20 protein-coding genes are annotated in these 23,396 nt (G+C 58.8%); 11 read left to right on the plus strand and 9 right to left on the minus strand.

Annotated elements, in window-relative coordinates; all coding sequences use genetic code 11:
- Positions 1-222 precede the first annotated feature (222 nt).
- From ETAA8_RS05790 to ETAA8_RS05800, 3 genes are all read left to right on the plus strand, one after another.
- Positions 223-990 (plus strand): platelet-activating factor acetylhydrolase IB subunit, encoded by a 768-nt coding sequence (locus ETAA8_RS05790; RefSeq protein WP_145086199.1) that lies wholly within the window; start codon positions 223-225, stop codon positions 988-990.
- Positions 991-1,972: 982 nt separating this feature from the next.
- A complete protein-coding gene (locus ETAA8_RS05795) occupies positions 1,973-3,115 on the plus strand; it encodes a hypothetical protein (RefSeq protein ID WP_145086203.1) in 1,143 nt (380 codons plus the stop codon).
- A gap of 129 nt (positions 3,116-3,244) precedes the next feature.
- Entirely contained in the window at positions 3,245-4,381 is a 1,137-nt protein-coding gene (locus tag ETAA8_RS05800; RefSeq protein WP_145086206.1) for a 5-(carboxyamino)imidazole ribonucleotide synthase, read from the plus strand.
- Positions 4,382-4,490: 109 nt separating this feature from the next.
- On the opposite strand, the gene ETAA8_RS05805 is transcribed toward ETAA8_RS05800, so the two are convergent.
- On the minus strand, positions 4,491-5,552 hold the full coding sequence (locus tag ETAA8_RS05805; protein WP_145086209.1) for a ThiF family adenylyltransferase: 1,062 nt from the start codon (positions 5,550-5,552) through the stop codon (positions 4,491-4,493).
- A 133-nt stretch (positions 5,553-5,685) separates the two neighbouring features.
- On the opposite strand from ETAA8_RS05805, the gene ETAA8_RS05810 reads away from it, so the two are divergent.
- Positions 5,686-6,354, plus strand: coding sequence for a hypothetical protein (locus ETAA8_RS05810; RefSeq protein WP_145086212.1), 669 nt, complete (start codon positions 5,686-5,688; stop codon positions 6,352-6,354).
- Between the two features lie 32 nt (positions 6,355-6,386).
- On the opposite strand, the gene ETAA8_RS05815 is transcribed toward ETAA8_RS05810, so the two are convergent.
- A complete protein-coding gene (locus ETAA8_RS05815; protein WP_145086215.1) occupies positions 6,387-7,049 on the minus strand; it encodes a tetratricopeptide repeat protein in 663 nt (220 codons plus the stop codon).
- Between the two features lie 180 nt (positions 7,050-7,229).
- Between ETAA8_RS05815 and ETAA8_RS05820 the strand changes: the two genes are divergently transcribed.
- Entirely contained in the window at positions 7,230-8,399 is a 1,170-nt protein-coding gene (locus tag ETAA8_RS05820) for an STN domain-containing protein (RefSeq protein ID WP_145086218.1), read from the plus strand.
- 46 nt (positions 8,400-8,445) lie between these two features.
- On the opposite strand, the gene ETAA8_RS05825 is transcribed toward ETAA8_RS05820, so the two are convergent.
- From ETAA8_RS05825 to ETAA8_RS05850, 6 genes are all read right to left on the minus strand, one after another.
- On the minus strand, positions 8,446-9,354 hold the full coding sequence (locus ETAA8_RS05825) for a hypothetical protein (RefSeq protein WP_145086221.1): 909 nt from the start codon (positions 9,352-9,354) through the stop codon (positions 8,446-8,448).
- A 157-nt stretch (positions 9,355-9,511) separates the two neighbouring features.
- Positions 9,512-10,246 (minus strand): hypothetical protein, encoded by a 735-nt coding sequence (locus tag ETAA8_RS34380; protein WP_202921586.1) that lies wholly within the window; start codon positions 10,244-10,246, stop codon positions 9,512-9,514.
- Positions 10,247-10,303: 57 nt separating this feature from the next.
- The gene (locus ETAA8_RS05835) at positions 10,304-10,927 is read right to left on the minus strand and encodes a hypothetical protein (RefSeq protein ID WP_145086224.1); all 624 of its coding nucleotides are present in this window, start codon (positions 10,925-10,927) and stop codon (positions 10,304-10,306) included.
- A gap of 31 nt (positions 10,928-10,958) precedes the next feature.
- The gene (locus ETAA8_RS05840; protein ID WP_145086227.1) at positions 10,959-11,489 is read right to left on the minus strand and encodes an RNA polymerase sigma factor; all 531 of its coding nucleotides are present in this window, start codon (positions 11,487-11,489) and stop codon (positions 10,959-10,961) included.
- Between the two features lie 76 nt (positions 11,490-11,565).
- Positions 11,566-12,735, minus strand: a complete 1,170-nt coding sequence (locus ETAA8_RS05845; protein WP_145086230.1) for a thiolase family protein — start codon at positions 12,733-12,735, stop codon at positions 11,566-11,568.
- A 9-nt stretch (positions 12,736-12,744) separates the two neighbouring features.
- Entirely contained in the window at positions 12,745-14,880 is a 2,136-nt protein-coding gene (locus ETAA8_RS05850; protein ID WP_145086233.1) for a 3-hydroxyacyl-CoA dehydrogenase NAD-binding domain-containing protein, read from the minus strand.
- Between the two features lie 121 nt (positions 14,881-15,001).
- Between ETAA8_RS05850 and ETAA8_RS05855 the strand changes: the two genes are divergently transcribed.
- Together ETAA8_RS05855 and ETAA8_RS05860 are read left to right on the plus strand one after the other, a co-directional pair.
- Complete coding sequence (locus ETAA8_RS05855) at positions 15,002-15,418, plus strand: DUF4430 domain-containing protein (RefSeq protein ID WP_202921587.1); 417 nt, start codon at positions 15,002-15,004, stop codon at positions 15,416-15,418.
- A gap of 92 nt (positions 15,419-15,510) precedes the next feature.
- A complete protein-coding gene (locus ETAA8_RS05860) occupies positions 15,511-16,104 on the plus strand; it encodes a DUF6580 family putative transport protein (protein ID WP_202921588.1) in 594 nt (197 codons plus the stop codon).
- A gap of 59 nt (positions 16,105-16,163) precedes the next feature.
- Here the strand turns inward: ETAA8_RS05860 and ETAA8_RS05865 are convergent, their stop codons facing one another.
- The gene (locus ETAA8_RS05865; RefSeq protein WP_145086239.1) at positions 16,164-18,239 is read right to left on the minus strand and encodes a sigma 54-interacting transcriptional regulator; all 2,076 of its coding nucleotides are present in this window, start codon (positions 18,237-18,239) and stop codon (positions 16,164-16,166) included.
- 293 nt (positions 18,240-18,532) lie between these two features.
- On the opposite strand from ETAA8_RS05865, the gene ETAA8_RS05870 reads away from it, so the two are divergent.
- From ETAA8_RS05870 to gspG, 4 genes are all read left to right on the plus strand, one after another.
- Complete coding sequence (locus ETAA8_RS05870; RefSeq protein WP_145086242.1) at positions 18,533-19,258, plus strand: hypothetical protein; 726 nt, start codon at positions 18,533-18,535, stop codon at positions 19,256-19,258.
- Positions 19,259-19,639: 381 nt separating this feature from the next.
- The gene (locus ETAA8_RS05875) at positions 19,640-21,364 is read left to right on the plus strand and encodes a GspE/PulE family protein (protein WP_145086245.1); all 1,725 of its coding nucleotides are present in this window, start codon (positions 19,640-19,642) and stop codon (positions 21,362-21,364) included.
- Positions 21,365-21,624: 260 nt separating this feature from the next.
- Positions 21,625-22,830, plus strand: a complete 1,206-nt coding sequence (locus tag ETAA8_RS05880; RefSeq protein ID WP_145086248.1) for a type II secretion system F family protein — start codon at positions 21,625-21,627, stop codon at positions 22,828-22,830.
- Between the two features lie 112 nt (positions 22,831-22,942).
- Entirely contained in the window at positions 22,943-23,371 is a 429-nt protein-coding gene (gene gspG, locus ETAA8_RS05885) for a type II secretion system major pseudopilin GspG (RefSeq protein WP_145086251.1), read from the plus strand.
- The last annotated feature ends 25 nt before the right edge of the window (positions 23,372-23,396 follow it).

The raw sequence follows: 23,396 nt of genomic DNA on the forward strand, positions 1-23,396 counted from the left end.
AAGCTCGCAACCCTAGCTTGTGGATAGCCGCAAGGGTGGATTTTCTCCCAAAGCAGCCCCGACAAACGTGCGGTCGTAACGCCTGCAACGATTACTTCCCTCCCACCGGCTGATTGACCCAGCAATTGCAGCAGATATCGTGGGACATATTCCGTGGCCATGTCCGCGGTTTACTGCCCTGTTATGGTCCCCACCTCGGTTCCTCTCCTGGAGATGACTCGCATGACTGTTTCGCGCCGCGCCCTATTATTGGCCCTGCTCTTCGCAGGCGCTCTACTCCCCGCTTCGCTCGTCGGCCAAGAAGCCAAGACTGAAGTTAAGGCCGAAGCGAAAGCTGAAGCCAAGCCCAACGACGCCGTCGTTCCCGTTCCCAAAGAAGGGGGCTGGATGATGCGCCACGAGAACTTCAATAAGCGAGTCAAGGAAGGGAAAGTCGACCTGCTGCTGATCGGCGACTCCATCACCCAAGGCTGGGAAGGTGCCGGCAAGAAGGTGTGGGAAGAGTTCTATGCCAAGCGGAATGCCGTGAACCTCGGCATCGGTGGCGACCGCACCCAGCACGTCCTTTGGCGGCTCGACCACGGCAACATCGACGGCATCAAGCCGAAGGCAGCCGTCCTGATGATCGGCACCAATAACTCGGGCAGCAACAGCTCCGAACAAATTGCCGAAGGGGTGAAGGCCATTGTCGACAAGCTCAAGACCAAGCTTCCCGAGACCAAGATCCTCGTCCTGGCTGTCTTCCCGCGCGGTGCCAACAAAGACGACCCCCGCCGCAAGGTCAACACGGCTGCCAACGAGATCATCGCCAAGCTGGCCGACGACAAGCAGGTCTTCTTTCTCGACATCGGGCCCAAGTTCGTCGCCGAAGATGGCACCCTCAGCAAAGAAATCATGCCCGACCTGCTCCACCTCAACGAGAAGAGCTATCGCATCTGGGCCGATTCGATCGAAGGCAAGCTTGCCCAACTGATGGGCGAGAAGTCCTAGTCATTCGCTGGCAATCCTTCGCCACCGCCCCTGCGGCGGTGGTTTATTGGCTTTTGCCCTACCCGGTGGCTTAGTGGCGACGAACCGTCCCTTGAGCCCGCACTCAATGCTCTGTGGGAACCGATCGCCCATCGCGCCACTCTCTCTTCGTTGCCGTCACTTTCTGGCCGAATAGTGCCTGAAATTTCGGAAATTCTCCCTTGTGGAAACTTTTGCGAATCACCAACCAGTTGCCCAGCATCGACTTGCGCGAATGCTGGCAGGAAATTTCCATAATTCTCGTTTTCGCGCATTCGACAATCCGTTACCAGCCTTTGACTTACGCACATTTGCAGCCGAAAAGTTTCAGATTCAATTTCCAGAATGGCTCGTTTTGCACTCAGCCCCGCTGGTAACCTGGCTCAACTTCTGACCCATTCGCCAATCCCACAAGGCGAAACTCGACGCCATAGTCAACAGCCACTCATTACTGACTTACGTCGAACTTTCGCCACCACAATACGCAATTTGTGTGCCATTCATCACAAAATTCTACCGAATTTTCAAAGATCTCCCGCTCTACTTAGATGCGCGACCAGGGACTAGTCTGGTCACTGTTACCAAGGTTTTGTAACCATTCACGCTGGCAAACCAGCTGCGGCGGGGTCGGGAGGTTTTTCGGGCCAGTTGACCCTGTCTTCAGCCGCCCGGCGACGGCCCGAAAATCCTCCTGACGCCAAACGTGCGAATCCCGCAACTTTAGGAAACCCGAAGCGTCAGCGAGGAAAGCGAGCGGGAGGCCCGGAAGCCTATTTCTCTCGTGATTCGTTGAGATGACTCGCGCGGCACCATAGCGAGGGCAACAGCGAATGGTCTAACGATCGCGACGGCTCTTCACCGCGATCAGCACGCGCCTCGCTCACGCTTCGGGTTTCCTAGCTCGCGATCACTGGCCAGGCTGGGTTAAGATGCCAGCAACACAACTGGCTCGCAGGCGACCCACGTGAAACTGACGCTCCGCGATCTCTTCTGGCTGATCTTCCTCGCCGCCGTGGCCGTAAGCTGGGGCGTGCAGCACCACCGCGCTCAAGAGGAACTCGCGACGCAGCGGAATAATCACTGGTTCACCTTCGATCGAAACAAGGGACCAACTCCCGAATCGCTGCGGCGGCGTCAAATCCTCAAGGAGCTACGCGAGTTCAACGACCAGGATTTACTCGCGAGATTCAACAGGAGTCTTCAGCAAGACAGGACTGTTATCTACACAGACCAACCTGAGTATTCCTGCTGCCTGACGGAGATGGCCACGCGTGGCCTGTCAACCGAGTTGGAACTCCATCTGAAAGAAAAAACCTTAGTAGCGGGAAGCTGGGTTCCAGAGAACACCACCGAGTTAACTGCCTTACGACGGGCACAAGGAAAACCGGACCCGCTCAAGATTACCGTTGGTCCCGGGGCCCAAGGCCCCGGTGGCTACGAACTGGCCAGTCACCGAATTGAAGTGTTGCTCCAGAATGTTGACGTCGACAATCAACTTGTGCATCACGTCCACTCCCAGGAGCGGAATTACGATCAGTTGTCGCAGTGGCGTGTGGAACTGAAAGATGTCCATGATCAACCAGTGCCGAATTCCAACTATGTGGATCTAGTACGCGGTGGAACATCTTACCGCAGCCACCTGCAGCGCGGCGAAACTGAGAAGTATCATTTCGACGTCCGCAAGTACGTAGCGCCACCCGCCACGGGACGTTACCGTTTGCAAGTAATCCTTGGGAGTGAACGTGACTACATCGAATACGAACCGGACCTCACCGGGCTAATCGTCATTAGGTCGGAGCCAGTCTGGGTCGACGTGGTGAATCATGGTCATTGGGACGAGCGGTACTTGCTCGCTCCGCCGCTCGTTTTGCTCTCGGCGGCGAGCCTGTTCGTGGTGGCTACGACGGTCGCCGGGTTGTGGCGACGACGGTTGATTAAGACCGAAGATCTGCCGCCGGCCAAGTTCGCCTGGCGCGACTGGCTGGGCTGGTCCCTCGCGATTATCCTCCTCGCCGGTTGGCTGATCGATGTGGGTTACCTCCGGACCCAACTCGCTGAGCGAGACGAACGAGAAGCCCACTGGACGATGAAACTGGCGAATCCTTAATCGCGGCCAAGCTAACGCAGTTCGCCACTGTCGCAAACGCACCAAATAGGCCAGAATCTACGCTTCGTTTGCGCCCTGTTTTGGCCGCTGTTTCGTAGCTGTTCGTCGCTCTGTGATCGCACGTTCACCATGTCCAAAGTCATTCAGCCCGGCAGTACGCTGGGGGTGTTAGGAAGCGGCCAATTGGGCCGGATGTTCACGATTGCCGCGCGGCGCATGGGCTATCGCGTCCACGTGCTGTCGCCCGACGACGACACCCCAACCGGCCAGGTGGCCGACGTCGAAATTCGGGCCAACTACGACGACCTCGATGCGATCGAGAAGTTTGCTCAAGGCGTCTCGGTGGTGACGTTCGAGTTCGAGAACGTTCCGTCTCCCACCACGACCGCCGCCGAGAAGTTCGCGCCGGTTCGTCCCGGTGGGCATGTGCTGCACGTGACGCAGAATCGCCTGCGCGAGAAAGACTTTTTGCGTCAGCAGGGAATCGGCACCACTCCCTATCACGCGATTCACAACGAGCAGCAACTGCGCGACGCGCTGCCACACACGGGTTATCCCGCGGTGCTGAAAACGGCCGACTGGGGTTACGACGGCAAGGGACAAGCCAAAATTCAGCGGGCAGAAGAGATCAGCGGGCTCTGGCCGAAATTCGCCGGGCAAGAAAGCATTCTCGAAGCGTTCGTCGATTTCTCGTGCGAGATCTCCGTCGTCGGTGCCCGGGGCTGCGATGGCGACTTCGTGGCCTATGGCCCGATTCACAATTCGCACCGCAATCACATTCTCGATGTTTCGATCTGCCCCGCGCCGGTTTCCGAACGCGTGGCGAACGAGGCGATTGAAATCACGCGCACGATCTTCGAGAAGCTTGACGTGGTCGGCGTGCTCTGCGTCGAGTTCTTCGTCACCCGCGACGATCGCCTGCTGGTGAACGAACTTGCTCCCCGGCCGCACAACAGCGGGCACTTTGGGATCGATGCCTGCGTCAGTTGCCAGTTCGAACAGCAGGTACGCGCGGTCTGCGGCCTGCCTCTCGGTTCGGTTCGTCAGCATCGCCCCGCTGCGATGGTCAATTTGCTCGGCGATGTCTGGCAGCCCAACTCTCCGCGCTGGGATCAGGCTCTGCGCCATCCCGATATCAAGCTGCACCTGTACGGCAAGGCCGAGCCCCGCCCCGGCCGCAAAATGGGGCATCTCACCGCCCTCGCCGATACTCCGCAGGCCGCGGCCGAACTGGCCCTTGAAGCCCGGGCCGCACTGCAGTCTTAAGGTCGCCAGGTTAGCAACTTCCCGTCACTCTCCGCTTGCCAATCAGGCGGCTTTCCTGGCAGCCATCCACTTTCTTTATTTCGGGAAGTTATTTCGCGCGATCTCTCGATTAGTTACCGATGTAGCGCGCGTAGAGAGATTTCGCTTCGGAGATCTCTTCGGTTCCGCCAATCACGGCGCGACCATCAGGAAAAATGGTGAGCTGAAAACTCCCGATGGTCGCTCGCACGAGATAGCGGTTGCGAGTGACCGTGCCGAACGGCTGCAGCTTCGCTTCCATCTGCTCTAGCGACACGTTCTGTCGATCGGGAAAACTGAGTTGCACGGCATTGCGGCCGCACAGAACCGCCGTGTGGCTTCCCCGCTCGCCGTTGAGCCAGGGATATTCTTGGCCGCTGCAGGTGGGGCATTGCGCGCGGTCCATTTTGCCGAGATTGATCTGCCGAATCGTCGCATCCCATAAGTCGAAAATGGTCCATGTCCGGCTGATGGCTTCTGGATGCCCGCTAAGAATCTTCATTGCTTCGCAACATTGCCACGAAGCGACAATGTTGATGATCGGCGACAAGATGCCCGCGGTATCGCACGTCGGCGAACTTCCCGGCGGCGGAGTATCGGGCATCAAGCACCGCAGGCAAGGGGTTTCGCCAGGAAGGATAGTAAGCGTTTGACCTTCGGCCCCCAGGCAGCCCCCATAGACCCACGGAATGTTGAACTTCACTGCGGCATCGTTGAGCAGATAGCGCGTTTCGAAGTTGTCGGTTCCATCGAGCAACAGATCGACACCCGCGATCAGCGTTTCGATATTCGTATGATCGAGGTCGGCGACGTGGGCTTCGATTTCGATTTGGGAATTGATTTTCGCCAACCTGTTCTTGGCGGCGATCGCTTTGGGCAATCCCGCCGCGACATCGTCTTCGTCGTAGAGGACTTGCCGCTGCAAGTTGTTCAGTTCCAAAAAGTCGCGATCGATGATGCGCAACTGCCCGACCCCGGCGCGGGCCAGCGTATTCGCCTGCACGCTGCCCAGCGCGCCGCAGCCCACAATCAACACCCGGGCGGCAAGCAGCTTCCGCTGCCCCTCTTTGCCCAGGGGCGCAAACCGCCACTGGCGCGCATAGCGGGCCAGGTCGTCGGGAATTGTCGAATCGTCAGCAGGGTGTGCGGTCATACGAAAAGCGAAGCATTGCAGTGTGGAAGTGAATAGAATTCAGTTTAGCCCGGCAGGCGGGGAATAAAACGAGGGATGGCAGGCTCTTGAAATTAGTCTTCTCGCAACCTCCTCTTCATCTAGGGTTCGAGTTATGCTCTCACGGCCACGGTTGATCTACGTTTTCAGTCTAGCGTTTGCCAGTTTGCTCGTTGCCGGTTGCGAGGCAATTCCCGTCGCGCAGCATCCGCTCTCGGATGAAGCGACGTCACAGATCGACGAAGAATTGCTCGGCATGTGGGATGTCATCGCTGAGCCTGAAGAGCCCAAAGAAAAAGCAGAGAAGCCCGCTGAACCTGCAGCCGACGAAGAACACCCGCCGCGGTTTGCCATTGGCCGGCTCGCGGGCAAAGAGCTGGTGCATGAGATGGTGGCCTTGCAGTTGAACGATGGCGGTAGCATCGACGTGCAACGAATTTCATTTTATGGCACGCGCATCGGCGAGCAGCGGCTGGTGAGTATGAAAGTCGATCCCAATTCCGACGCGGCCGACTACCTCATTCTCCGCTACACCTTCGTCAACGCGAACCGTGTGCTGGTTCATGCGCTCGACCGCGACTTCATCACTGCTGCGATCGGGCGCGGTGAATTGAAAGGTGTCGTCAAAAAAGCCGCCACCGCAGATCCCAACGTTGAACCGCGCAAGCAGTCGATTCGAATCACGGCCAGCGCGAAAGAGCTGCACGAGTTTCTCGTCAAGCACGAGAAGAAAGCTTTTCAGGTCAAAGCCTTCTATCGGCTGCAGCGCGCCGCAGGAAACTAACTCGCGGCAGGAAATTAGCGCCGCAAGAGAAGTTACTTTCCTTCGAGTGTCCGCTGCAGGTAATCGACCTGCGCCCGCACATCTTCCAGGTCGGGATTGAGCTTCACCGCGCGGCGAAAGCACTCGAGCGCGGCAAAGGGGTCATCCATTTCGAGATAGCAGTGCCCCATGCCGACGGCAGCGCCGAAGTGATAGGGATTGATCTCAAGTGTTTGGTGACAATCGTTGGCGGCATCTTCCCACCGCTGCGTGGCGAAGTAACCGATGGCCCGTTGATTCCAGGCTTCGGCGAACCAGGCTGCCTCGTCGATCAACTGCCCGGCCGCTTCAATGGCTTCGGCATGATGCTGTGAATCGTTGAGGCGGCAGATCACTTGCAACGATTGCTGCTGCTGTTCGCTGCCGTCTCGCAGCCAAAGCGTGCGAATGCCGTTATCGGCGAGCAAACGAACGGCGCGATCGTGATCGTGCAGCGCGCGGCCGAGGGTCGCATTGTGCGAATAGTCACCCAGAAAACTGATCGCGAGCACGGCCGCACGTCGCGAAACATGCTGACCGTAATTGGCTAGGCGTTCGAGAGTCGACAGCAGGTAATGTTCCGACACTCCCTGAACAAAACCAGCTGATTCCTCGGTATCGAGATACCGATGGTACAACTGATCGAGTCGAGGTGCGCGGGTGGGAATTTTGGTCACGTCAGGCCATTCCGTCTCTCAGCAGCGGTCAAACTCAGCTCAATCGCAGTCGCGGTGAGGCCGTGCTTTGAGTCTAATTAGAGCGTCTGTGATCAACAACCGAAGGCCAGGGGCAATTGCGGCGAATTTCGTTCTCCGCGATGGCACGGTTGCCGCAAGATAGGAAAAGGAGGCAGAACTTTGTCACTTCAGCGCTCGCTTCGGGGTCGAATTTGGCGACTGCCGCACCTCGTTCTGCTGGTCGGTTTCACTACGTCGATCTGTGGCGGTTGGTTTGGCAGCGATTGCACCGATCGTGTGGCCCGCGCGGCCGACGTCGACTGGCGGATCGGTCTCGACTTTCGAAAGGCCCTGGAATTACCGCTCGGAATCAACTGGGGCGATAATCCCGCCCGCGAAGCGCTCACGAATCTTTCGAACAATCAGCGCGTCGCTATCTGGCTCGATCGCCGCGTCGATCCCGGCAAGAAATTGCAATTCGAATCGCAAGATCTTCCGCTCGATGTCACGCTGGATAAACTGTGTGAGAAATACCGGCTCGGTCGCTCGGTCGTCGGACCAGTCGTCTATATCGGCCCGCCAGCAACGACAGAGAAGCTAGCCACGCTGGCAGCCGTCAAGCGCCAGCAGGTCGGAACTCAATCGGCACAAGAGCGGGCGAAGCGGGCTCGTTCCGCACCGCTCATCATTCCGGCCTTGGCCGAACCCCGCGAACTCATGCGCGAACTCGCGCAGCAAGCTGGCGCCACGCTCGTCAATCCCGAAGCGATTCCGCACGACCTATGGCCCGCGAAGATGCTCCCGCCCCTCACGCTGGCCGATCGAATGACACTGATCCTGGCTGGTTTCGATCTCACGTTTGAAACAAGCGCCGATGGCAGCAGCCTGCGCATCGTGCCGGCGCCGGATAAGGTTGACTACGAAGAGAAGTACTCCTGGCGCAGCGCCAATGGCTCGCTGGCCTCGCAACTGATGAAGAAGTTCCCCGAGCTCAAGATTCGGCAAACAACCGATGGCGTGGTCGTCATTGGCAAGTACGAAGATCACGAACTGATCGACCGCATGCTCAGTGGCGAGACGGTGCGAACTGCCAAAGTTGTTCCCGGTGACAAACGCTATTCGCTGCGGGTGGAGAATCAGCCAGCAGGTGCCATCGTCAAACGCATGGCCAAGGAACTTGGCAAAGAGATGGAATACGATCCCGCGCTCACTCCCAAGTTGCAGACCAAAGTGAGCTTCAATGTCAAAGATGTGACGATGGAAGATCTGCTCGCGGCCGCGCTCAAGCCCCTGGGCCTCGCGATTGAAATGAAAGAGGCTTCGCTGGTGGTTGTCCCCGCGAAGCCCTGATTTTCATCAAATTCCTCACGCCGTGCGCGAGGAGTAACTCTGCAGGTTAGAACGAGAGGGTTTCATCGTCGCGTGGCGGTGGTGGACGACGGCCACCTTCTTCGCGATCGCGCCCTTCGGGACGACGATCACCTTCACCACGTCCGGCATCGCCACGGCCCGGTGGAGGACCACCGCGACCACGGGGCGGACCGGCATCGGGACCACGACGTTCATCATCGCGCCCTTCGGGACGACGATCACCTTCACCACGTCCGGCATCGCCACGTCCTGGCGGAGGACCACCGCGACCACGAGGCGGACCGGCATCGGGACCACGACGTTCAGCATCGGGACCACGACGTTCATCATCGCGCCCTTCGGGGCGTCGATCACCTTCACCACGTCCGGCATCGCCGCGGCCCGGTGGAGGACCACCAGGGCCACGTTGTGTCATGCGCGGTGGTGAGCGGAAACCGCCGGGACCAAAGCCACCTGGGCCGCGACCGAAGTGGCTGGGTCCACGACCAAAACCACCGGGACCAAAACCACCCGGCCAACGGCCAAAGCTGCCGGGGCTTGGTCCGCGGAAACCTTGCGGGCCGCGAGCAGCACCCATCGGCGGCCGGAAACCCGGCGGGCCGGGACTGCGGCTTCGCTTCAGCTCGCGCAGTTCCTTTTCGAGTTCGTCAACTTTCTTTTCCAGGTCGGCAATCTTTCGATCCGCCGATGAGCCGGCGTGCGCAGAACCATGATCTCCACCACGACCGCGATGTTCTGGACCGCGATGTTCTGGACCGCGCCGGGGAGGGCCGCCCTGAAAGTTCGCGAAGCTCTTTTCATCGGTCGCTTCGCTGGTTTGAGCAGCCGCCGCCGAGTCCACTTCTTCCGCCTCATCAGCTGCTACCCAGCTTGCCGGAGCACTTGCTCCGAACAAGCATGCGAGCACCGCAGCTGTCCGCCAAAATCGTTGCATCGAACCTACTCCTTGCCTTTGTCAGTGCGCAGAACATTCCCGGCCGACGAGGTGATTGCACTTGGCAATCGCTGCCGGTTTACTACCAGAAGAAAACACAGAACGGATCACCTGCCCAAACAGTAAGGCAGGTGAAACTCAATCGTAACGAGCGAGCTTAGAAGTCTTGATCGCTGTCATCGCCAGTCAATTCGCCCAATCGCTTCCGCACAATCCCTTCGCGGGTTTCATTTCGCTTGGTGACGGCTTCGCGGAGCCTCTTCAGCTCTTCCTCCATCCGTTTGACCTGTAACTCACGGCGTTTCTGACGAACATCGAAGTGCTCGTTAAGAACTGTCGTCAATTCTTCTACCAATTTAACCCGCTGGTCGCGCGGAAGTTGCCGTATCTTGCGAGAGATTTCCAGACTTTTCTCCTCGTGTTCAACATCAGACTTCATCAGCGCGTACATCTCGGGGTCGTGCTGCTCCAGTCGTTGCCAATCCATACCAGGCCCCAGCATGCCTGGACCACCTGGGCCGCCCATTCCAGGTCCTCCGGGGCCACGAAACGGACCGCCAGGGGGTGGAGGTGGACGATCGCCGGGGCCACCTTCGCGCGGCGGGGGGCGATCGCCGGGCTTCCCGTCTCGCGGCGGTGGATTGAACCCGCGCTCTCCCCCTGGGCCAAAGCGTGGACCTCCCGGACCCGGACCGGGGCCACCAGGTCCACCGTCTTCAAATCGACGCGGCGGCGGCCCGCCTTCGCCCCGCGGTTGTGGAGCATCACCTTCACGAACCGAGCGCGGCGGAGCGGGCTGCTTCACATCCGACTTGGCGTCTTGCGCATCAGTCACAACGCTGCTGGCAACGAGCAGAGCGGCGCTCATCGCCAGGTAGTAAGAATGACGCATCGCAGGTTCTCCGAAATCGGACTTGTTCGAGGGTGAGGTGGGCAACACCAGCGGCGATTAAAGTGACTCGCCGGCAATGTCGGCCGAGAGTCGTTTCAGTTGAGCGTCGAAGTCGGTCAGAGATTGATCGACGCCTGGGGACTGACTGCTCAATTCCTGCAGCGCAGTGTATGTCGTTTGAATCTCTGCGTCCAAATCGTCCCAAGACGAAGTGCCTGTCTCTGCAACCACTGGCGAATCGATCGCGGCAGGCTGCTGCCGCACAACCTGTGGCGAGTCGGGCCGGCTTCGCTCGCGATGGAGTTGAATGGGCTGGCCAGACTTGGGTTGTTGCACCGTTTGCTCGACCGGATTTTTGGCCGATCGCTGGCTGATAGCACCGATGACGGTAGCGGCAATCAGCACGACCGCGGCGACTGTTACCGCACCCCACGACCAATCCATTTGCTCAGCAGGCAAATCAACAGGCGGTGTGGGAGCCTTAATGAGTTCCCCCTGCAACTTGGCCAGCAGAGCCTGCTCGTCCAAGCCGGTGCGGCCAACTTCTTCAAACGCTGCGCCGACAGCTAACCATGCCTGGCGTTCGGAAGTCAACTTGGCGTCGAGCGAAGCGATGCTTGGCAATTGCCGCGTCGTCGCAAGTTCCAGCCGGCGTTGATCGGTACTGAGATGATCGTTCATAGGAGACAACTAAAAGGTAAAAGTGCCGACTTCAAGGTTGATGGTGCACCAGCAATCGCCGCAGCGCTTGCAAGCCGCGGCGACAATGACTGAGCGCGGTATTGAGCGGACAGGACATCTGCTCGGCAATTTCGGCAAACTCCAGCCCACCGAAATATCGCATCAAGAGCACCCGCCGTTGACCGGCGGATAACTGCTCGAGCGCAACGGCCAGGTCTTGTTCTGCTTCACGCCACTCGGCAATGGAGACGGGGTCCGCTTCGTCAGCTGGCTCATGCCCTTGCCAGCCCGACTCGTCGAGATTGAGTTCCCAGCCCAGCTTGCGAGCCCGATCGCACACCAGATGATCCGCAATGCGAATCAAAAAGGCCCGATCCTGCCCCTGCTGCCGAAAACTATCCCGCACTTGCCAAGCGCGGCGAAAAACTTCCTGAAGCACGTCGTCGGCCACGTCGGGCCGTCGCACCAAGGCCAGCGCGTAGCCGCGCACAGCCGCAGAGTGCTCGCGCACCCAGCTCGCCAGCAGTTCGTCGGCTGTGAGAGGTTGGCTTAGGTTGTCCATCGCTGCCAACACTAACGCATGTCGGGCTCAGATATTGCGGCCCGGCGCAAAAATGCCACTGCGGACTACCGCAGCGCTAACTTCGCTCGATCACGGTGGCGATTCCTTGTCCCATGCCAATGCACATGGCTGCCAGGCCCAACTCGCCGCCACTTAAATGCAGAGAGTGAATCAGGGAAATTATCAACCGCGCTCCGCTGGCACCCAACGGATGACCGATGGCGATGGCCCCGCCTCGGCCGTTGATGAGACTCGGATTCAACTTGGCCTGGCGAATACAGGCCAGCGTCTGAGCTGCGAAGGCTTCGTTCAGTTCAATCGTGCTGAGATCGCAGAGCGAAAGCTGGGCTTGGTGCAGTGCTTTGGCAATCGCGGGTACTGGCCCCAGACCCATTTCACTTGGACTGATGCCGACCACTGTCGTCGCGCGAACCCGGGCCAGTGCCTGGTATCCCAACGCGCGGGCCCGTTCGGCCGACATAACAAGCAGCGCCGCAGCGCCGTCATTGCGCGGGCTACTATTGCCGGCGGTGATCGTACCTTCCCGGGCCAAAAATGCTGGCGGCAATTTGGCGAGCGCGGCAAGACTCGTGTCGGCCCGCACTCCTTGATCGGTGGTCGCCATGAATGACGTTCCCGCTTCACTCAAAGCAGGTGTCGGCAGAATCTCAGGCAATAGACCAGCGACCGGGTGAACTGCCGCAGCCAATTGATGACTCCTCAGCGCCCAGGCATCTTGTTCCGCGCGCGAGATTCGAAATCGCTGCGCCAGGAATTCCGCCGTCAGGCCCATCGAAAGCGCAGCGCGGGAAGTGACGGCGGAGAGTTGCGGATGAAAAACGGCCGGTGACGGGGGCAACTGCCCCGTCATTCGTTCCACTCCTGCAACGATTTGCACATCAGCAGCACCCGCTTCAATGGCATGCACAGCCTGGTGCAACGCCTGCAGACTGCTGCCGCACAAACGATTGACCGTCACCGCCGGGCAAGTCACTGGCAGCCCGGCCAGTAGCGCGATTTGACGCGCGGCGTTTAGCGACAACTCGTCCAATTGCAAAGCGGCGCCGATGATGACATCGTCGACAAGTTGCGGATCGAGATTGTTGCGCGCGATTAGCGCGCGCAAGCAATGTGCAGCCAGTTCGTCCGCCCGCGTCGCGCGAAAGACTCCCTTTTGCTCATGCGCGCGGCCGAAGGGAGTTCGAAGTCCGTCGACAATCACTGCTTGCCGGTTTGCCCCACTCATGCATCAGCCTCAAGCGGTCAGCGTGCGTTTGCCAGCTGCCCAGTCGAGTAGCAACTGCGGCGGTTCATAACGCGCCCCGCGCTCGCGCCACGGTTCGATCTTGCGCATGATCTGATCGCCGCCGAGACTCTGAGCCCAGTGCAAAATTCCACCGCGAAAGGCCGGGAAGCCGAGGCCGAAGATTACGCCCAGGTCGATATCGCGGGCATCGCGCACCCGTCCTTCTTCTAAAATGCGGCAAGCTTCGAAGAGCATCACTAGCAGCAGGCGATCTTGAATCTGCGCAAGGGGGAGGCGGTTCTCGCTGCGGACATACCCGGCAAGAATCTCCGCAGCAGCGGGATCGTCTTGCGGTTCGGCCACTCCTTCGCGATAGGCAAAAAAGCCGGCGTTATTCTTGCGGCCTAGCCGTTTGCGTTTGATGAGAGCGGGCAAGATTGGCGAAGCCCGCACCCGGTCGGGAAACGCTTCATACATGGTGCGTCCGGCATAAAAGGCGGTATCGAGCCCCACGAGGTCGTACAGCGCGAGCGGGCCCAGCGGCATGCCATAGGCAACTGCAGCAGCATCGATCTCGCGCGGCGAGTGCCCATCGTGCAACAGTTCGATCGACTCGTTCAGATAGGGCGACAGCATGCGATTGACGAGAAAGCCCGGGCCATCGGTCACCACGACCGGCATCTTGCCGAGTTTGCGAGCGAGGGCAATCGCGGTGTTAATGGTCTCGTCGCTCGTTTGTGTGCCGCGAATGACTTCGACCAGTTTCATCCGCTTGACCGGATTGAAAAAGTGCATTCCACAAAAACGATCGGGCCGCGCGAGCGCGCTGCCGAGTCGCGAAATGGGAATCGAGGAGGTGTTCGAGGCCAGAATCGCATGCGGCGGAACGAGCGATTCCAATTTCTGCAGCACACTGACTTTGATCTCGTAGTTTTCGATGATCGCTTCGATCAGTACATCGCTGGCAGCCAGTTCGGCATCGGTGGTCACGGTGCTGATGCGTGCGGCAAGTGCTATCGCCCGCTCCGGATCAACTTTCTTGATGGCCGGATCGAAGGCCGCTTCTTGCACGCTCTCGGCACTCGCGCCGGGAAGTCGCGATTCATCGGCATCGCCGAGGCGAACTTGCAAGCCAGCTCGCAGGGCAGCAGCAGCAATGCCGATGCCCATGATTCCCGCGCCGAGCACACTCACGCTTTGTGCTGGTCGGGCGACTGCTGTGGCGCTGGCCTGAGTGTGCTTGTTGTAGTCCTGCAAAAAGAAAACATGCACCAGCGCGCGACTGGCTGGCGAACCGAACAAGTGCCCAAAGGCGAGGGTTTCCGCAGTGAGGGCCGTGGTGAGATCGTCGTGAGCCGTAGCGACAATCAGGTTTAGGGCTGTCATTGCAGCCGGCTGGTGTTCGGCTTCAGCGGCCAACTTGGCACTCGTGGTGAACTGCAGGAAGTCGAGTTCCGTTTGATTCATCAACACGCCCTGACGCAGGCGCGCGCGATCGGCCAGATAGGCTTTGGATGTTGCTTCGCGCTCAACCAGGTCAATTGCGGCGGCCAAGAGGCATTCGCTGGCAACGGCTTCACTCGCCAGCCCGGACTGCACAGCTGTTGCGGCAGAAACAGGCTGGCCGGTAGTAATCATTTCGACTGCGGCCGCCGGGCCGATAAGTCGAGGCAACCGCACACAACCGCCCCAGCCGGGAATGAGGCCAAGCTTGACTTCGGGCAATCCGAGTTGCGTCTTGGGGCCGGTTGTCACCAGCCGGCGATCGCAGGCCAGCGCGAGTTCTAATCCACCCCCCAGACAGACGCCGTCGATCGCGGCCACGGTGACTGCAGAGAGGTCGCTCAGTTGCCCCAGGAGTAAATGGCCGCGGCGGCAAAGTTCAGCCACCTGCTCGCCCGGTTGGTCCATCAGCCCCACAAATTCTCGAATATCGGCCCCCGCGATGAAGGTTCCCGGCTTGCCGGAAGTTAAGATGACTCCGTGCAAGTCGCACATCGTACGCAACGCGTGCAGGTGCGACTCAAGCTCGACGACCACCTCCGTCGACAGCACGTTGGCCGATTTGCCTGGCAGATCGAAGCTGAGGAGCGCCACACCGGCTCGCGGGAACGACAGCGTTATCGAGCGGGAACCAGCAGTCACCAGCGTAGATCCTTATGTACCGAGAGAGTTTCGTCACTGGCAATCTAGCGACCCCCGTGGTGACGGGCGAGGGGCCGGGCGAATGCGAAGTGATGATTGCGGAATGCGGAGTGAAATCAATATGACCAATTCCATGTTATGGCGACGACTGTTCTTGGCTGCGGCTTGTGTATTCGCCGCCAACCTGGCGAGCGCTCAAGAACCGCCCAAAGACGGCGCGAGCGTCGAAAAGACCGTTCGATTGACGATTGACTATGGCGATGGGGTAAAGAAAGAATTCACCGCCATTCCGTGGAAGGAAAAGCTGACCGTGTTTGACGCGTTACAAGCGGCGGCCAAGCATCCACGCGGCGTGCAGTTCAAGCATCGAGGAAAGGATGCCACGGTGCTGGTGACTGCCATCGACGATCTGACGAATCAGTCGGGGGGCAAGAATTGGCTGTACGAGGTCAACGGCACGCTGGGGGACCGAAGTTGCGCCGTGTTCGAGGTGCAGCCCGGCGATACGCTCTTGTGGAAGTTTGCAAATAACCGCTAAAATCGCGAGGCTTGCTCATCAGTTCGCTCTGAATTGGGGGCTCGCATTTGAGGACGCCGCAAGGCGCGAGGCCAGTAATGAAGAAAGCTGTGATGAATCGTTCTCTCGCCGTCGAACTCCTGATTTTGGCCGTGCTCGTCACGCTGGGTGCCGGTGTGCGAATCGTGCTCGGCCCGCATTATCCCAATTTTGCTCCGGTCGCTGCCATCTCGCTATTCGCTGGTTACTTTTTCAGCCGCACTTGGGTTGCCTTGCTCGCCCCCTGGCTCTCGATGACCATCAGCGACGCCGTCATCGGCGGGTACGAATGGCAAATGATGATCGTCGTCTATGCCATGCTCATGCTGCCGATCGCCGCGAGCTATTGGCTTCGTCAATCGCTGCGAATCGAACGTTCGGCTGGTACCAAGAGCATCATTTACAGTGTGCTCGCGCTCATTAGTGGCAGTTTGGTATCGTCAGTCCTGTTCTTTCTGGTGACGAACTTCGTGTGGCCCTGGTCGGACCTCTACCCGCACACTTTGGCCGGCCTAATGCACTCCTATCAACAGGCCCTGCCATTCTTCCGCAACACGCTCTATGGCGACTTGTTCTTCGCCTGTCTGCTGTTCGGCAGCTATGCGTTTGCCGTCTCGGCCGGCTGGGTGCGTGAAACATCGGCCGAACGGGAATTGGTCCGAGCGTAGCCCACGTTCTCGCGAACGACTGATCCAGCCAATTTGCCTGGCAAGATCTCACCGGTCCCTCACTCCGCCACCAGCCAGTCTCCGCGGGGAGATGTGGGGGGGCGAAGTTCATAGCGCTTGATCTTGCGATCGAGTGTCGAGCGTTCGACGCCAAGAATGGAGGCGGTGCGGCTCTTGTTCCAGTTGGTGGCCGTTAGCGTGGCGAGAATATGCCGCTTCTCGATATCTTCGAGCGAGAGTGGTTCGAACATCGCCTTCACGGCAGGCATTTCGTTCGAGTCTCCCGAAATCGTACCGAGGCTCGAGAGGTTCAAGTCCTCGACCTCAATCAGGTCGCTGCGCGAGAGGACAACCGCGCGTTCGATTACGTTCTTCAGTTCGCGCACGTTGCCGGGCCAACGGTAGTTCTGCATCTGCTCGATGGCTTCGGGCGTGAAGCCCTGCAACTTGCGGCCGGTCTCGGAGTTGAACTTATCGAGGAAGTAGGCAGCCAATTCGAGAATGTCCTCGGGACGTTTGCGCAGCGGGGGAACATAGATCTCGACGACGCGCAGGCGAAAGTAAAGGTCGCGGCGAAATGTGCTGTCGGCGACGGCTCGTTCCAAGTCGCGATTGGTCGCGGCAATCACGCGGACATCGGTCTTAATTGGTTGAGCGCCCCCCACTCGCTCGAACGGATGCCCTTCGAGCACGCGCAAAAACTTCGCTTGAATTTGCGGGCTCATTTCGCCAATTTCGTCCAGCATCAGCGTGCCAGCGTGCGCCGCTTCGAACTTGCCGATCTTCCGCTCCGTCGCTCCGGTAAATGCTCCGCGCTCGTGGCCGAAGAGCTCACTTTCGAGCAACGATTCGGACAGCGCGGCGCAGTTCAAACAGACGAATGGGCCTTTCTTGCGCGGGCTGGCGTAGTGCATGGCCCGGGCGACCAGTTCTTTGCCGACGCCACTTTCGCCCCGAATCAATACCGTCGCGCGACTCGGTGCAGCTCGGGCAATTTGTTGCTGCACGCTGTTGAGCACCAGGCTGCTGCCGACGAGCTCACTCTCGGCTCCTAGCTGTTTGCGCAGCTGGACAATTTCGTTGCGCGTCTGATTCAGATTCTCGGCCAGCTCTTGTTGCCGCTGCAGATTTCGCAGCGCGAGCGCCATGTTCTCGGCAACCGCCAGCGTGAACTCGAGATCGTCCGGATCGGGCACCCGATGATCCTCGGTCGAATACAAGTGAATCAGTCCGATGACTCGCTTCTCCTGGCGAACGGGCGCGCACATCACACTCGTGGCGTGAAATTCCCCTTTGCTGTCGCGCAGCCCGAGTTGACTGTCACCTTCGATGTTGCGCGCCAGTACAGCTTCGCCATCGCGCAAAACAGTGGCCGCCAAAAAACTCGACGGGCGATGATAGACCGGTTCGTGATCGGTGCGCGAAGCGACCACTTGCAGGTCGGTAGGATTGGGCATCCCTTCGTAACCACGCGGCACCAGCAGCACGGCACCAGCGTCGACATGGGTTCCCTCGAATAGGCCGTTGAGCGCCAGATGCGCGACTGACGGAATATCGGGCTGACTGGCCAGTTCAAAGGCCAGGCGACAAAGTTTGGCCGCTGCCTGGCCCACCCGCGGGATCGGTAAATCGGCGGCTGGTCCGGGACGCAGATAGCGCGTTTGATTACGGCGGTGAGTAATGTGGGTCGGTTCGTTAACTTCGTGGATGCTCGCTTCACCCACTTCGAGCACTTCTCCCGTATCGGCAATCAGGGGCGCGCCGAGAACCGTTTCGTCTCCCAGTTGCGGCGGCACCGCCAGCACACTGGCATGATCGGGATCGGGAAATGCGTGCGTCAGGTCATGGACGTATCCCAATTGGCAGTTGGCAATCCGGACAATGTCGCCGGGAGAGAGGACATTATCGCCCCGCACCTGCTTGTTGTTGATAAACGTCCCGTTGCGGCTATCGAGATCGCGGAGGGTCCACTCGCCCCGATTCAAGAAGACTTCTACGTGGTTCCGGCTGCAACGCTCGTCCTTAATGACGATTTGGTTGGTGCCGGCGCGGCCAATGGTCACAGTTCGACCGGGAACCAGACGAAAAACGTCGGTCCATTTCGACCCTTCGCGGATCACGAGATAAGCGAGCATCGGCAGATTGAGTGACGAGAACGGACGTGCGGAGAGAAAAGAACTGCAACGGCCATCACATGTTACGTTAACCCCGAACGGGGCCAGGAAGCAAGCAGATTCCAGGAGCAGCCGTACTGGCAACGAATTGCTGGCAAGGATATTGTTGCGGGTTTCCGCAATCGCGATACCGCGCGAGTACTTCGGGGTTTGATGATTAGGAACCAGGGAACGCAATTATCCGGGCGAGCCTCACTGTCGTGGCAAGTCGCCGATTTTGATCTTTTTTGAAACCCTTTCGGGAGTGGTGAGCGATGAAGTTCCGCATTCAGGCAATGGCGGTGTGCGTGGTGACGCTAATCGGAGCGTCGCAACTGGCGTTCGGGCAGCCAGGTGGCGGTCGTGGTCCTGGCGGACCGGGCGGCGGTGGTTTTGGCGGCGGCGGCTTTGGCGGCGGGATGACCCAGTTGCTGAGCGACGAAAAGGTGAAAGCTGAATTGGGAATTGTGCCCGATCAAGAGAAGCAGTTGGAAGAAGTCGCCGGCAAGATCCGGGACAGCATGCGCGAAGCGTTCCGCGATTTCCGCGATCTGTCGGAAGACGAGCGCCGCACCAAATTCGAGGAATTCCGCAAAAACTCGGAAGCGCAGGTCGACGCAGTGCTGTTGCCCCAGCAGCGCGAACGGCTCAAGCAACTGATGATCCAAAGCTCGGCGCGGTTCAGTCGTAGCCCCGGTGGCATCAGCGACACGCTGGCAACCGAACTGGGCATCACCGATGCTCAGAAGGAAGAGCTCCGCAAGAAGGCCGAGGCCGTGCAAGCCGATCTCGACAAGAAGCTGGCCAAACTGCGCGACGAAGCCCGCGCTGAAATCCTCAGCGTGTTGACCGCCGATCAGCGCGCCAAGTTGGAAAAGTTGACCGGGTCGAAGTTCGAATTCAGCGCCCCGCAGTTCGGCCAAGGTGGTCCTGGCGGTCGCGGTGGCCCAGGTGGCCGTGGCGGCGCTGCACCGCTGCAACGCCCTGCTGACGGTGATTAATTGACCCAAACGTGGGCCTTGGCTCACGCAGTTTGCGGAAAACCACGTGGGCTAAGCCCAGGCAATTGAGACACTAACTTTGGTCTCCACGCACCGGTTTTGGGTTGGTCTTAGGATCAGCCCAGAACCGGCTTTTTTATCAAAACTCACGCAGAGCAAGGCAGGTAAGAGCCTTCGCAGGTTAAGGTTCGGCGGCCGATTCTAACCGTCGTTGGCACATTCGTGCCAATAAAGGTGGCTCTCGATTCATCTTGGGTTTGCCAGATTGTCGGTTTATGATGGAAGTCTCGCCTCCTGCCGCCAACTCTTCCTCCATCCTGCGGGAAAAGTTGTGCTCCAAGTTCTCGTCCCACCCTTATACGCAGGCAGATCTAGGTAACGATGGAAGCCGGTGAAATTCTCCTCCGTCGCGGATTGATCGATCAGCGGCAACTCACGCAGACGCGTCAGCAGGCCAACGGTCACGGCGACGGCATCAAGTTGATCGAATCTGCGGTACAGATGGGGTTTGTCACCGAAGAGGCAGCCCTCCGCGCTGTCGGCGACGAAGTGGGGATCGACTTCATCGACCTGACCTCCACCGATGTCGACCTGTCTCTGCTCAAATCGTTTCCTCAACGACTGATTCACCGGCAAACGCTCTTCCCGATTCGCCACGATCACGGGCAGTTGATCGTCGCTACCAGCAATCCGTTCGACCTCTATCCGCTGGACGAAGTTTCAGCGGCCACCGGCTTCTCGGTGATGCCCATCCTGGCTTCGCGTGTCGAAATCGCCAAGCTGATCAAGCGGCATCTAGGCGTCGGTAGCGAAACGGTCGATGGCCTGGTGGCTCAGGCTGTTAAGGACGAAGAGGACGGCATCGAACTCCTCAGTGAGATCGAGACCGACGGCAGCGAACTCTCCGAGATGGCGCAAGAAGCCTCGGTGGTTCGGCTGGTGAACGAAATTCTGCTCGAAGCCATCGAATCGCGCGCGAGCGACGTCCACGTTGAGTCGCAGCCCTCCGGCGTCGTCATTCGTTACCGCATCGACGGCCTGCTGCAAACCCAGCCCGTGCCGCCAGAAATCAACCGTTTTCAATCGGCCATCATCAGCCGTTTGAAGATCATGGCGCGGCTGAACATCGCCGAAAAGCGACTACCGCAAGACGGCCGCATGAAGCTCAAGGTAAGTGGCCGCGAAATCGACATCCGCTTGTCGATCATCCCCATGATTCACGGCGAAGGCCTGGTCATGCGCGTGCTCGATAAGGGCTCGATGAAGTTCGATCTGCGGCAGATTGGTATGGAAGAGGACACCTACCAGGCCTATCGCAAAATGATCGATATGCCGCACGGCATCATCCTGGTCACGGGGCCCACTGGTTCGGGCAAAACCACGACGCTCTACAGTTCACTGATCGAGATCAATACGCCCGACGTGAAGATCATCACGACCGAAGACCCGGTCGAATATCAGCTCGAAGGAATTAATCAGATTCAGGTCCATCAGAAAATCGGCCTGACGTTTGGTCATTCGCTCCGTTCGATTTTGCGTCACGATCCGGACATCGTCCTCGTCGGCGAAATTCGTGATCTCGAAACGGCCGAGAATGCGATTCAGGCTTCCCTCACCGGTCACTTGGTGTTCAGCACACTCCACACCAACGACGCCGCGAGTGCTTACACGCGACTCGTCGATATGGGTGTCGAACCGTTTCTCGTGGCCAGTACCGTCGAAGCGGTGATGGCCCAACGACTGTTGCGTCGACTGTGCGTTCACTGCAAGCAGCCCATTCAATTGGGACCTGAAGATGCGCCGGCCGATTTTCCGTGGGAAAAGCTGCCGGGCAAGCAGATTTTTGGTCCTACCGGCTGCCGTGAATGCCGCCAAACCGGCTATCGCGGCCGGCTTGGCATCTACGAATTGCTGATCACCACCAACGACATTCGCCAACTAGCGCACGATCGAGTGAGCAGTTGGAAAATTGTGGAAGCTGCGATGGCCGACGGGATGCTCAGCCTGCGGCAAGATGGCTGGCGTAAAGTACTGAGCGGCGTGTCGACTGTCGAAGAAGTCGTTCGTAACGCTAAGTCCGATTTTAGCATGCTGATTAAGAGGTGATTTGGGAGTTGGGAACTAGGAACTGGGGATGGGGAATTCTTCTCTTCCTCCCTCTCCTCGGTACTCCGGGGAGACGGCCGAGGTGAGGGGCCCGAACTACCGCAAAACCGACCACTCACTCCTGGCCGCTTGATTACGATGGAAAGAAGCAACCAATAGCAACCTCCAACCTAAAGACCCCTCACCCCAACCCTCACTCCGGAGTACCGAGTAGAGGGAGTTCCCACTGACACCAGACCCCTGATTGCTGCTCCCGACCTATGCCTGAATTCGCTTATACCGCTCGCACGATGACTGGTCAGAAAGTGACTGGCACCATTGCTGCGCAGTCGGAGCGCGAAGCGATCTCGCTGTTGTCGGGCAAGACGTTGTTTCCGTTGCAAGTTGCAGTGAGCAAGGGCTATCTCGCGCCGGGTGCCAAGTTGTCTGTGAAGGGCAACACGATGGCGACCACCTACAACCAACTCGCTGCCTTGCTCCGCAGCGGTGTGCCACTGCTCCGTTCGCTCGCAGTGCTCCGCGACCAAACGTCAAACAAGAATCTCAAAGCCATCCTCGCCGAAGTTCACCATAAGGTCGAAGACGGCAACTCGATGGCGGACGTGATGCAACGCTTTCCTAAAGCGTTCAGCGAGATGGCCATTAACATGGTCCGCGCGGGGCAGGAAGGCGGCTTTCTCGAAGATGCACTTGAACGCGTCGCTTCGTTCACCGAGTTGCAGGAAGAAATGAAGGGGCGGACGATGAGCGCCATCGCCTACCCGGCCATTCTCGGCACGGTAGGTTCGATTGTGGTCATTGGCCTGATCGTGTTTTTCGTCCCCAAGTTCGCCATCATGTTCGAGCGTCTGCGCGAACGCGGCGAACTTCCGTGGATCACCGACGCGCTCCTTTCGCTCAGTGCTTTCTCGCGCCAGTGGGGCCTGGTGGCGGTTGGGGCGATGATCATTGCGATTGTCTTCATTCGCTTTCGCTTGCAAACCGAAGAAGGCCGCCAACTTAGCGACCGGCTAAAACTGAAAATGCCCATTGCCGGACCTATTTTTCAGGCGTTTGCCGTGGCCCGCTTCTGTCGCGTCCTCGGCACCCTGCTGCATAACGGCGTACCGATCCTGAAAGCACTCGAAATCAGCCGCGACGCGGCTGGCAACCGAGTGCTATCGAAGGCGATTGCCGCGGCTTCCGAAAACATCTCCTCGGGCCAAACGCTGGCCCAACCGTTGGCCGCCAGTGGTCACTTTCCTAAGATGGTTGTGGAAATGATCGCCGTGGCCGAGGAATCGAACTCGCTCGACAAGGTGCTGGTGGACCTGGCCGATAGCCTGGAACGCCGTACCTCCCGCCAATTGGACCTCCTGGTTAGGCTGCTTGAACCCCTCATGCTAGTGGCACTGGCGGCAATTATTTTGCTCGTCGTGATCGCTTTGCTCGTCCCGATCATCAAGATGAGTAGCGCTTTGGGGTAAAGCGGCATTTGTCAAATAATTTTGTGACAAAATTTTGCGGCTGACCGGCGAGACTGCCGGGGACTGCAAGGGTTAAATAGTTAGGTTTCAAGCTTTTAGTAAGGATGGGGTTATGCGTTCCTCTCTTCGGATTTCCAATCGTCGTCAGTCAACTCGGCGTCGTGGTTTCACGCTGATGGAAGTGTTGCTCGTGCTCGCGATCCTGGTCATTCTGGGCTCGATCGTCACCGTTTCGGTCCTCAAGATGCAGGCCACCGCGTTCAAAGACGCTGCCCGGACTCAGTTGCGGTCGTTTGAAGACGCCATCAAGCTCTATCAATTGCACGTCAATCAAGTTCCCTCGAACCTCGATTCGCTTGTCGAATTGCCCGCCGATCTGCCTAACCAGACCAAGTGGCAGGGGCCGTACATCGACAAGCAGATTCCGCTCGATCCTTGGGATCAACCGTATCAATACGAAGTGATTGACGACGAGCGCTATAACATCTTTAGTGCCGGCCCCGATCGAACTCCCAGTACCGACGACGATATCACCCTCTAATGTCCGGTGAGCAATGCCAAGGGGC

This window comes from Anatilimnocola aggregata (assembly GCF_007747655.1).
Taxonomy (GTDB): Bacteria; Planctomycetota; Planctomycetia; order Pirellulales; family Pirellulaceae; genus Anatilimnocola; species Anatilimnocola aggregata.

Coding starts and splice junctions, on each gene's coding strand:
- ETAA8_RS05880 (WP_145086248.1), top strand. CDS start 21,625: ATGCCTGAATTCGCTTATACCGCTCGCACGATGACTGGTCAGAAAGTG.
- ETAA8_RS05855 (WP_202921587.1), top strand. CDS start 15,002: ATGACCAATTCCATGTTATGGCGACGACTGTTCTTGGCTGCGGCTTGT.
- ETAA8_RS05840 (WP_145086227.1), bottom strand. CDS start 11,489: ATGGACAACCTAAGCCAACCTCTCACAGCCGACGAACTGCTGGCGAGC.
- ETAA8_RS05790 (WP_145086199.1), top strand. CDS start 223: ATGACTGTTTCGCGCCGCGCCCTATTATTGGCCCTGCTCTTCGCAGGC.
- ETAA8_RS05860 (WP_202921588.1), top strand. CDS start 15,511: ATGAATCGTTCTCTCGCCGTCGAACTCCTGATTTTGGCCGTGCTCGTC.
- ETAA8_RS05875 (WP_145086245.1), top strand. CDS start 19,640: ATGGAAGCCGGTGAAATTCTCCTCCGTCGCGGATTGATCGATCAGCGG.
- ETAA8_RS05870 (WP_145086242.1), top strand. CDS start 18,533: ATGAAGTTCCGCATTCAGGCAATGGCGGTGTGCGTGGTGACGCTAATC.
- gspG (WP_145086251.1), top strand. CDS start 22,943: ATGCGTTCCTCTCTTCGGATTTCCAATCGTCGTCAGTCAACTCGGCGT.
- ETAA8_RS05845 (WP_145086230.1), bottom strand. CDS start 12,735: ATGAGTGGGGCAAACCGGCAAGCAGTGATTGTCGACGGACTTCGAACT.
- ETAA8_RS05825 (WP_145086221.1), bottom strand. CDS start 9,354: ATGCAACGATTTTGGCGGACAGCTGCGGTGCTCGCATGCTTGTTCGGA.
- ETAA8_RS34380 (WP_202921586.1), bottom strand. CDS start 10,246: ATGCGTCATTCTTACTACCTGGCGATGAGCGCCGCTCTGCTCGTTGCC.
- ETAA8_RS05865 (WP_145086239.1), bottom strand. CDS start 18,239: ATGCTCGCTTATCTCGTGATCCGCGAAGGGTCGAAATGGACCGACGTT.
- ETAA8_RS05805 (WP_145086209.1), bottom strand. CDS start 5,552: ATGACCGCACACCCTGCTGACGATTCGACAATTCCCGACGACCTGGCC.
- ETAA8_RS05810 (WP_145086212.1), top strand. CDS start 5,686: ATGCTCTCACGGCCACGGTTGATCTACGTTTTCAGTCTAGCGTTTGCC.
- ETAA8_RS05800 (WP_145086206.1), top strand. CDS start 3,245: ATGTCCAAAGTCATTCAGCCCGGCAGTACGCTGGGGGTGTTAGGAAGC.
- ETAA8_RS05835 (WP_145086224.1), bottom strand. CDS start 10,927: ATGAACGATCATCTCAGTACCGATCAACGCCGGCTGGAACTTGCGACG.